This is a genomic window from Phenylobacterium sp. (assembly GCF_024508875.1).
GTDB lineage: Bacteria > Pseudomonadota > Alphaproteobacteria > Caulobacterales > Caulobacteraceae > Phenylobacterium.
This window is the reverse complement of sequence record NZ_JANINU010000203.1, coordinates 1-4,072: the sequence shown is the minus strand read 5'-3', so window position 1 is coordinate 4,072 and position 4,072 is coordinate 1. Positions and strand designations below refer to the sequence as shown.

7 protein-coding genes are annotated in these 4,072 nt (G+C 70.0%); 4 read left to right on the top strand and 3 right to left on the bottom strand.

The window, feature by feature from the left end:
* Together Q0L11_RS15030 and Q0L11_RS15025 are read left to right on the top strand one after the other, a co-directional pair.
* Nucleotides 1-395: dihydroxy-acid dehydratase (locus Q0L11_RS15030; RefSeq protein WP_296598284.1), on the top strand; the 395-nt coding region annotated here is incomplete at its 5' end.
* Between the two features lie 3 nt (nucleotides 396-398).
* On the top strand, nucleotides 399-1,088 hold the full coding sequence (locus Q0L11_RS15025; protein ID WP_296598282.1) for an aspartate/glutamate racemase family protein: 690 nt from the start codon (nucleotides 399-401) through the stop codon (nucleotides 1,086-1,088).
* A gap of 48 nt (nucleotides 1,089-1,136) precedes the next feature.
* Here the strand turns inward: Q0L11_RS15025 and Q0L11_RS15020 are convergent, their stop codons facing one another.
* Nucleotides 1,137-1,847: a hypothetical protein gene (locus Q0L11_RS15020; RefSeq protein ID WP_296598281.1), complete on the bottom strand. Its 711-nt coding sequence runs from the start codon at nucleotides 1,845-1,847 to the stop codon at nucleotides 1,137-1,139.
* Between the two features lie 48 nt (nucleotides 1,848-1,895).
* Nucleotides 1,896-2,675, bottom strand: coding sequence for an exodeoxyribonuclease III (gene xth, locus Q0L11_RS15015; protein WP_296598280.1), 780 nt, complete (start codon nucleotides 2,673-2,675; stop codon nucleotides 1,896-1,898).
* Nucleotides 2,676-2,789: 114 nt separating this feature from the next.
* Between xth and Q0L11_RS15010 the strand changes: the two genes are divergently transcribed.
* Nucleotides 2,790-3,551, top strand: coding sequence for a hypothetical protein (locus tag Q0L11_RS15010; protein WP_296598279.1), 762 nt, complete (start codon nucleotides 2,790-2,792; stop codon nucleotides 3,549-3,551).
* On the opposite strand, the gene erpA is transcribed toward Q0L11_RS15010, so the two are convergent.
* Nucleotides 3,543-3,875 (bottom strand): iron-sulfur cluster insertion protein ErpA, encoded by a 333-nt coding sequence (gene erpA, locus Q0L11_RS15005; protein WP_296598278.1) that lies wholly within the window; start codon nucleotides 3,873-3,875, stop codon nucleotides 3,543-3,545. The genes Q0L11_RS15010 and erpA overlap by 9 nt on opposite strands.
* A gap of 81 nt (nucleotides 3,876-3,956) precedes the next feature.
* Here erpA and Q0L11_RS15000 point away from each other — a divergent pair.
* On the top strand, nucleotides 3,957-4,072 hold a 116-nt coding region (locus Q0L11_RS15000), incomplete at its 3' end, for a hypothetical protein (protein WP_296598286.1).

Here is a 4,072-nt window from a genome sequence, read left to right as displayed (position 1 = left end):
CGAAGGGCGGCCCCGGCATGCGCGAGATGCTGTCCACGACCGCCGCCATCAAGGGGCAGGGGGTCGAGAACATCGCCCTGATCACCGACGGCCGGTTCTCGGGCGCCACGCGCGGCCTCTGCATCGGCCACGTGGGTCCTGAGGCCCAGGCGGGCGGGCCGATCGCTCTCGTGAAGGACGGCGACATCATCGCCATCGACGCCGACGCCGGAACGATCGAACTGGAGGTCGACGCCGCGGAGCTGGAACGCCGCAAGGCCGCCTGGACGCCGCGCAAGACCAACTACCAATCGGGCGCGATCTGGAAGTTCGCGCAGGGCGTCGGCCCTGCTCACCTGGGCGCCGTCACCCATCCGGGCGCCGAGGCCGAGACGCACGTCTACGCGGACATCTGAGGCATGAAGACCATCGGCCTGATCGGCGGGATCAGCGCAGAGAGCACCACCGTCTACTATCGCGAGCTCACCCGGCTGGTGCGCGCGCGTCTGGGCGGATTGCACTCGTGCGAACTGGTCCTGTGGTCCGTGGACTTCGCCCCGGTGGCGGAACTCCAGGCCAGGGACGACTGGGAGGCCACCGGCGCGATCCTGGCGGAGGCGGCTCGCAAGCTGGAAGCCGCCGGCGCCCAGGCCATCGTGATCTGCGCCAACACGATGCATCTGAACGCGCCGCATATCCGCGCGGCCGTCTCGGTCCCGGTCATCCATATCGCCGACGCGACGGCTAGGTCCCTGACGGCCCAGGGCGTGACCAGGCCGCTGCTGCTGGCCACCCGCTTTACGATGGAGAAGGCCTTCTATCGCGATCGGCTGGCGGAGCTGGGCCTGACGCCGCTGACGCCCGAGAAGGCAGACCGCGACCGTCTGCACGCCATCATCTACGACGAGCTGTGTCAGGGCGTGATCCGCCCGGAGTCCAAGGCCGTGGTGCTTGAGATGATCGAGCGCGGCCGCGAGGCCGGCGCCGATGGCGTCATCTTCGGCTGCACCGAGATCGGCCTGCTGCTCGACCCAGTGGAGATGCCGTTGCCCACCGTGGACACCGCCGTGGCCCACTGCGAGGCGGCGGTGGAGTTCGCGCTGGGGTGAGCCCGCCAGGCGGCGCCCGCCACAGCGAGGCGACTGCCACGCCTTCTGTCAGAAGGCGTCTTCCTCGTCGTCCTCGAATGCGTCGTCGCCGAACAGAGGCCCGGCCGGCTCGCGTCGCACAGGCTCGGCCCTCGCGGCGGGACTTGCCGGCTCGGGCTCTGGGGCGAGCGCGGTCGGCGGGCGGGAAGCTGGGGGCGCGGACGCCGAAACAGGCGCTGCCGCCGCGGGCTTGTTAACGGGGCGGCGCAGAAGTGACTCCATCCGCGCCATCCAGCGGTTCGCCTCGCGTAGGGCCTCGTCGGCGTAGAACCGGCCCCGACGGCCGTCGTCCTCGGGCAGCCAGAGGTCCATCTCGAAGTCGACGTGTTCGGGGTCGTCGAAGACGAAGCGCAGGCGGACCCGCTCCTGCGGATCGGCGAGCTGGTCCAGCGCGCGCCGGGGCTCGCCGCGGAACGCCCGCGCCGCCACCTGCCGGTCCACGATCAGTTCCACGCCGACAAGCTCGTCGAGCCGATAGTTCAGGCGCCAGCCGCCCCTGTCCCAGGCGATGACCACGAGATTGCGGGCAAGGTCGAAGCCGATGCCCAGCCCGCGGCCCCGGGCCACCAGCATGGGCTGGGGCTCGGCGCCCAGCGCCTGGACCAAGGTGCGCCGGATGCGCCGCGTCTCATCGAGATGCCAGACGCAGACGCCGCCCAGCAGCGTCATCGCGCCCCCCAGGAGCGCGAGCAGCGTCAGGAGTCGCGCGACCTCGTCCATGTAACGAGGCTACGTCGTTTCGGTGAGTCGGCTAAGAGGCGCGCTGGCCTAGAGATCAAGCTCGACCACGAGTGGCACGTGGTCCGACGGCTTGTCCCAGGCGCGCACGTCGCGGTGGATGGAAACCCCGGCCAAGCGGTCGGCGGCCTGGGGCGAGAGCAGGGCGTGGTCGATCCGGATGCCGTTGTTCCGCTGCCAGGCGCCGGCCTGATAGTCCCAGAAGGTGTAGGCCCCCGGCGCGCCGTCGGCCTGCAGATAGGCTTCGGTGAGGCCGAGGTTCTTGAGCGCCCGGAACGCGGCGCGGCTCTGGGGCTGGAAGAGGGCGTCCTCGGTCCAGTTGGCCGGAAATTCGGCGTCGCGGGGCTCGGGGATCACGTTGTAGTCGCCGGCCAGGACGAACCGCTCCTCCAGGCCCAGCAGATCGCGGGCGTGGGCGTTCAGGCGATCCATCCAGGCCAGCTTGTAGGTGAACTTCTCGGTGGCGACCGGATTGCCGTTCGGCAGGTAGATGGAGGCGACGCGCACGGGCTCGGGCCCCGACACCACGGCTTCGATGTATCGCGCCTGTTCGTCCGTATCGTCCCCGGGCAGGCCGCGGCGCACATCCTCCAGCGGCGTCTTCGAGAGCAGGGCGACGCCATTATAGGTCTTCTGGCCATGGACGGCGACGTTGTAGCCAAGCCGTTCGAAGGCTTCGGCCGGGAACTTCTCGTCGACGCACTTGATCTCCTGCAGGCACGCCACGTCGGGCTTGGCCTCCTCGAACCAGCGCACGACGGTCTCCAGCCGTGCGTTGACGGAGTTGACGTTCCAGGTGGCGATGCGCATCGGCGACTCCGGGGAAGTTGCCGCGAACCTAGGGGGGCGGGCGGTCCGGCTCAACCTCGCCTCGCGCGCGCGCCCGCTTGACCGTCGCCCCGCGCCGTGGACCCTGGCGCGATCATGGCGATCTCCAAGTCCCTCCCTGTCCTGCTGGCGCTCGGCGCGAGCGTCGCGCAGGCACAGCCGCTGCCGCCTATGGTGGCCCCGCCGCGGCCCGAGGTCGCCTCCGAGGTGCCCCCGTGCCAGCCGCGCTCGCTGGTCAGCATGACGGTGCGCAACGTCACGCCCGGCCTTCAGGCGATCGACCCGCGGGCCCAGCCCAAGACCCTGTGGCGCAAGGGCGGCCGCTACCTGCGCAGCGTCGAGGAGCCCGTGGTCTCGGCCCAGCTCCAGGACGCCAAGGCGCCGATGGCCCGCCAGGCCCTGGTGATCATCGCCGAGCCCGACATCTGGATGATCGACACGGCCAGCCGCGAGGGGCGCCACTCGGTGGACAAGGGCCCGGTGCTGGAGGTTCGCGCCCCGATCCTGCCTCCCGGTTCGGCTCCCCCCGAGTTCATGGCCCTGGAGTATGGCTGCGAGGCCGAGTTCGTCAGCGTGCGCGCGCCGATCGCGCAGAGGACCGTCCGCTGGGGCGGCATCAACGCGGGCATTCACACCTACAACGTCGGCTCGGCCAATCTGGCGATCCTCATGGACGATCGTTCGGGCAAGCCGCTGATGATCACCTACGTGCGGGACAACCGGCCGGTCAGCATCATCCGTTACGACAACTACGAGCGGGGGCTGGCGGAGCCGCCTGACATGTTCCGCCCGCCGCCGGACGTGAAGATCCTCGAAGCGACCTCCGCGCCACCCCTCGGCGAGAAGCTGTCAGATTGAGAAGCTGACGCCGCAGCCGCAGCTCGACTTGGCGTTGGGGTTCCGCACCCGGAACTCGGCGCCCGCCAGTTCGTCGACGAAATCGATCTCGGAGCCCTTCAGCAGGGCCAAAGAGACCACGTCCACCAGAGCGGCGGCGCCGTCCCGCTCGACCTTCAGGTCGTCGTCCTGGGCCTGGTCGACCAGGTCGAACTGGTACTGGAAGCCCGAGCAGCCGCCGCCCTCCACCGCGACGCGCAGCATCACCGGACGGCCCTCCTGGGCCCCGATGGCGCGAATCCGGTCCGCCGCGGCGGAGGAGAGGGTGACGTCGGTGGTGGTCATGCTCTGTTAGACGAATGAACGCGTAAGACTATATGAGGGGCCCCGCGGCCTCGACCAAGAGGTCCTAGCTAGATTGGTTTAATGGCGTCTTCCATCCCGGCCCGCGCGCCCTTCGCCGAAAATCCCGCGACGTCGCGGGGCCGCAAGGTCCCGGAGGCGGCCAGCCGCACGCGCACCGACTTCGCCCGCGACCGCGA